Source organism: Bartonella sp. AP280QHHD (assembly GCF_042196125.1).
In the GTDB taxonomy this organism is placed as follows: domain Bacteria; phylum Pseudomonadota; class Alphaproteobacteria; order Rhizobiales; family Rhizobiaceae; genus Bartonella.
The window spans coordinates 1-5,167 of the sequence record NZ_JBHIPQ010000014.1; the positions used below are offsets into that span (position 1 = coordinate 1).

The 5,167-nt window shown below is 41.1% G+C and carries 6 protein-coding genes; 4 read left to right on the top strand and 2 right to left on the bottom strand.

Translation table 11 applies throughout. The annotated features are described in order from the left end of the window. From ACFIMK_RS00955 to ACFIMK_RS00970, 4 genes are all read left to right on the top strand, one after another. The coding region (locus ACFIMK_RS00955; RefSeq protein WP_375683624.1) for a hemagglutinin repeat-containing protein at positions 1 to 2,394 on the top strand (2,394 nt) is incomplete at its 5' end. 20 nt (positions 2,395 to 2,414) lie between these two features. Beyond that, positions 2,415 to 2,822 (top strand): hypothetical protein, encoded by a 408-nt coding sequence (locus ACFIMK_RS00960; protein ID WP_375624302.1) that lies wholly within the window; start codon positions 2,415 to 2,417, stop codon positions 2,820 to 2,822. After that, entirely contained in the window at positions 2,810 to 2,938 is a 129-nt protein-coding gene (locus ACFIMK_RS00965) for a hypothetical protein (RefSeq protein ID WP_375630430.1), read from the top strand. The genes ACFIMK_RS00960 and ACFIMK_RS00965 overlap by 13 nt, the downstream gene beginning before the upstream one ends. Positions 2,939 to 3,002: 64 nt before the next feature. Then, on the top strand, positions 3,003 to 3,362 hold the full coding sequence (locus ACFIMK_RS00970) for a hypothetical protein (protein WP_375693500.1): 360 nt from the start codon (positions 3,003 to 3,005) through the stop codon (positions 3,360 to 3,362). A 54-nt stretch (positions 3,363 to 3,416) separates the two neighbouring features. Here the strand turns inward: ACFIMK_RS00970 and ACFIMK_RS00975 are convergent, their stop codons facing one another. After that, the gene (locus tag ACFIMK_RS00975; protein WP_015856172.1) at positions 3,417 to 3,617 is read right to left on the bottom strand and encodes an AlpA family transcriptional regulator; all 201 of its coding nucleotides are present in this window, start codon (positions 3,615 to 3,617) and stop codon (positions 3,417 to 3,419) included. Positions 3,618 to 3,823: 206 nt separating this feature from the next. After that, positions 3,824 to 5,086, bottom strand: coding sequence for a tyrosine-type recombinase/integrase (locus ACFIMK_RS00980; RefSeq protein WP_375693501.1), 1,263 nt, complete (start codon positions 5,084 to 5,086; stop codon positions 3,824 to 3,826). Positions 5,087 to 5,167: the final 81 nt, after the last annotated feature.

The window sequence follows — 5,167 nt, forward strand, 5'->3', positions numbered from 1 at the left end:
GATCAATGGGAAAATACTTCCACACAATCACACATCACGGCACGCCAAGATGTGCAGATTACTGCTGACAATGATGTGAATATGCAAGCAGCCATTGTTTCGGCGGATCGTGATGTCAACATGGATGCCGGCAATAATATCACCCTATCAGAAAGCTATGATACCTCTAACGCAAAAGAAAAGCATGAAAAGTCTTTTGCTGGTGTGACAGGCTCTGTCAATGTGGGTATTCTTGGTACAGTAAAAGATGTAAAGGATGCAGTCAAACGTTTTGGTCATGGGGATACAAAACACAAAATCGGCAATGGTCTTATTGCTGGTCTAAAAGGCTATGATCTCTATAGCAAAGGCAAAGGTCTTTATAATGGGATGAAAGGTGGAAACAAACAGTCTATTCGTGATATTGCTGATGTTTCTGCTAGCGTAACCGTGGGCTTTAAGACAGAGAAGGCAGAAGCCTCTGTTCAGACCTCTACTGCGGTAACAGGTACAATAGAAGCAGGACGCGCTGTTAATATGCAAGCCCACAAAGGTAGCATCCATGGTGTTGGAGCCGATATTATCGCTGGTACAAACCCGATGCAAAGCAATGATGAACAGAGCGGGAATATCACCATGGGAGCAGGTAAAGATATCATCTTTGAAAGTGCGCAAAATACGCAAAGCACAGAAAACCACACGCAAAGCGCTTCAATGAATATTGGGTATAGTTATGGTACCGGTGGTACAGGGTGGATGGGGAATGCTTCTTTTGGTAAAGGCAAGGGTTCCAGTGAGGAGGTTCACCAGAAGAACAGCCATATTATTGGCACCGGCACAGTTCACACAACGAGTGGTGCAAACACCACATTGGCAGGCGCCGTGGTTTCTGGAGAGCGTGTAGAAATGGAAGTAGGGGGTGATTTTACCGTTGTCAGCCGCAGTGATACGGGACAAAGTTCCAGCAAGCAAAACTCTGTTTCCATTGGTTATAATAGCCGAGAAAAGGAAGGTACAGCCACAACCAATATTTCCTTGAACAAGGATAAATCCTCTAGTGATTATCATAGTGTTGTGGAACAATCAGGCATCAAAGCGGGTGATGGTGGTTTTAAGATCAACGTTAAAGATAAAACAACGCTGACCGGAGGTATTATTGAAAGCACCGCGCCGGCAGAAAAAAACAGCCTGACCACAGGAAGCATTAGTACCAATGATATCAGCAACAGTGCGCATGCTCAAGCCAGCAGTCAAGGTTTAAGCATTTCGGCGGGTGGTCCGATGTATCAGGGCAAATATGGTGTCGGGAAAAACATTGCTAAAAATGTCTTAGATCATTCAAAAGCTAAAGATTCAGAGGAAGGATATACCAAATCCGCTATCAGCAATGGCACTATCGTCATTACTGATGAAGCAGGGCAGAAGGCGTTGACAGGACAAGACGTGGAACAAGCCATAGCCTCCCTTAATCGGGATACTGCTAGCGCCCATAAGGGTGTACAACAGCTCGATGTAGGCAAGCTGGAACAAATCGTCCATGAAAACCGCGAAATGGCAACGCAATTGTTGGAAGAAGGGTTTAAATACAGCGATGACTCCTATAAAACCATGTTTATCAAAGAGCACCCCATTGCCGTGGTCGACCGTGATGAAAAGGGCAATATAATCTATAAAAAAGATGAAAATGGGGAGCCTATAGAAGACGCTCGTGGACAAAAAATCCCCAAGTTCCATTATTTAACGGATGAAGAAAAGCAGCATTTGCAAGAAGGCTCTGATGGCAAAGTGCATGTGTCCTTTAATGGCATCTTTACGCCACCCTATGAAGCTGCTGTTTATGCAGAGCAACATGCGGAGAATAAAAATGAACCGCTTTATTTTGTTGTGTTCCCAGAAGCTGATTCTGCTATCTCAGAACTTCTAGTCGCGGGCTATCAAAAGTTTATGGAAAATAACTTTTGGGGTTTGACCAATTCCACACAAGAAGCAAAAGATTTGATGTATAGCTATGGTCTTACAGGATTAGAACTTTATGGACATAGCCGTGGGACGATGACATTGGGGAATATGCTGAATTCTTTCAAACAAGAAGGTGTTCACGGTATAGCCAACGAAAACACGACTATCAATCTCTATGGACCAGCCTTTAATGTTTTAGTTGCATCCGGTCTGTTAGGTTATGTGAGTGACGGCAAACAAACCATTGTTGGCTTTGATGGGAATAGATACGACTTTGTCAGCAGAATTATTGGCGGCAATGGCTATACTTACGAGACAATACCTGCTGGCAGTAACTGGTGGAAAGAATGGTGGAGAGTGATCATGAATCCCATAAGCTCCCATACCTGTCTTGGAGATGCGGGTCAAAAATGCCAAAAAAGGTATGGCTCATCTCATTTAAAACAAAAACCTTGAATTAAATCATGGAGGAAAAAATGAAACAAACTTTAAAATTATTAAGCGCTGTAACTTTGTTAAGTATAGCTGGATGTCAGTTTAATAAAACTCCTGGAGGATATTTGAGCGCGTGGGAGAAAAATGGTGTTACTGATTTTACTGAGGTAGGAAAAGCCTTATTAGAATGTGGAATGCCAACCCCTTATGATAAGGATCCAGAAAATAGAAAGTTAAGTTTAAATAAAAAGGCGTTTATTGATTCTTGTATGGTTCAATCAGGATTCCGCTATAAAGATACAGAGGCAGGAACGTGGTGTGAGAATTTTCAAGGAAAGAATCTTCCGGCTTGTCGTCCAGGTGCTGTCATACCACAGCGCAGTGTCAAGAAGCGCTTAAACAGCCCTTTTTGTAAAAAATATAAAAATAGTCGCAAATGCCAACCTTAAGTGTTTCTATTGGTGATGATCAACAATCCCTTATCCTTGCTTTTGCTTGGAATGGCGCGATTGTTTTCTCAACCAATCATCTCAATATTGTTCACCGTTGTTTTAAGCAGCGGTGACAGGAAATATCAACAGGCTTATGAGCTTTTTTATTGTAAATAAATCCATTGAAAGAGGGGAATAATGAAGAAAATCTTAAAACTATTGAGTTGTATAGCTCTGTTAAGTATCACTGGATGTGTTAACTCAATTCCCTCACTTTCTCCAGCATTATGGAGAAATAAAATACTTTTAGAATGTGGAGTACCGGACTTTAATAAGGTTGTGGCGCTAGATTTGAATCAATTTGCCAGTATTGAAATGTGTATGGCGCAATCAGGTTTTCGCCCTAGCTTTACAATACAAGATTGGTGTGAAAATCATAAATCGGACAACCTTCCCATATGTCGTCCTGGTGCTGTCATGCCTCAGCGAAGTGTTGAGAGACGCTTAAATAGCCCTTATTGTAAAAAACATTCAGAACAACTTGAATGCCAGCCTTAAGTCTTGCTTAAGCAGAGAAAGCCTTGTCCGTTCTTACGTGACAAGGTTTTCTTTTTATGCCGCGTCGTTATAACGTTGCTGTTTTGCTTGCTCGATGACATTCAAAAGATCCGATTGTAACCAACGCGATAAAAAACCAAATTTTAGGGGTTTGGGGAGAGAGCCATTAGTTACATGACGGCGAAATGTTGAGACACTCATATGAAGCAATTTTGCACTTTCACGGTCTGTTAAAAGAATATCATTTTCTGTCATATTAAAATCCTTTCACTATAAAAATGGTAACAAATCATAACCATTTATTAACCACATTTTTGTTCATTTTTGAAGGTATTTTATTTATAGAAAACAATATTTATCATATAATTTCTGATGTAATACGTGATGAATCTTATTGAGAAAGAATGAGAGACAAGAGAGCTAAAGTTATCCACAGATAATGGGGTTATTCACCCCATATTTTAGGTCTGACCCGTGACATAAGCCGCCCATTTATCCATATAAACACGGCGCTGTTCTAGATAGTCCGTACGACGATAAGCACGCTCTACTTGTCCTCCGACTGTATGACTTAGAATAGTTTCAGCGACCTCATAGGGGGCATCGGTTGTTTCTGCTAGCCAATCGCGTAAACTAGAGCGAAAACCATGGGGGCAAGCTTCAATTTTATTTTTTCTCATATACGCCGCCATCATCGTATGTGAAAGAGGATCACGACCGGTAAGTGAAAAGATGAAATCACTTTTAGAGATACAGCGGGCTTGTTCAATTACTTTTATTGCTTCAGATGATAGGAGCACGCGAAACTCTGTTGTGGCATCACGCTTGCCTTTCATATTCTCAGCAGGGATTGTCCATATATCACCTTCAATCTGATCTTCACGAATATGACGTAAAGGATTGGTACGAACACCTGTCAGAATAAGCAAACGCAAAGCCAGTTGTGTTATGGTTGATGCTTCACAGAGTGTTTTATAAAAAGCCGGCACATCTCTCCAATCCATGGCTGGTAAGCTTTGTTTTTTATGACGTTGTTTGCCTAAGAGAGCTTTTGCTTTTTCTACAGCTTGTAAATCAACATCTACACCTAATGCAGCCGCATGTTTGAGACAAAGATTAAGACGTATCAATGCTGTTCGAGCAATTACAGCCTTTGTATGCCAAATGGGAGAAAGGGTATTGCGTATCTCTGTTTGGGTAATCTCTGAAACGGGTAGACAGCCTAATTTAGGGAGAATATGAAGTTTTAAGGGTGAAAACCAGTTTCCATTTTTACCATCCCCTTTTAATTNGGTAATCTCTGAAACGGGTAGACAGCCTAATTTAGGGAGAATATGAAGTTTTAAGGGTGAAAACCAGTTTCCATTTTTACCATCCCCTTTTAATTCAGCTTTACGACTTTCAAAAGTATCCAAAGCAATATCTTTTAAATAATGAAGATTACGCATTGCTTCACGCTTTTGTTTATTGCGTTCTTTAATGGGGTCACGACCCTCATGCAAAACAGAACGCCATTGATTTGCCAATTCACGCGCTTTTTTTAAAGAAACATGTCTTAATGCACCCAAGCCCATTTCACGACGGCGTCCATGAATGGTATAACGATAAAGCCATTGAGCACCCCCATCTTTACGCTTATGAAGTAACAAGCCGGCACCATCATTATATTTGCCAGCCCCCAATGTTGCGACAGATCTTGCATTAAGACGGTTCATAAGAGCCATTTTTAGTCCTTTCTTATATAAATTTTACCCACACACCAGCCCCGCTTTTGACGTGCAAGCAAGTGATATGAATTGATTCAA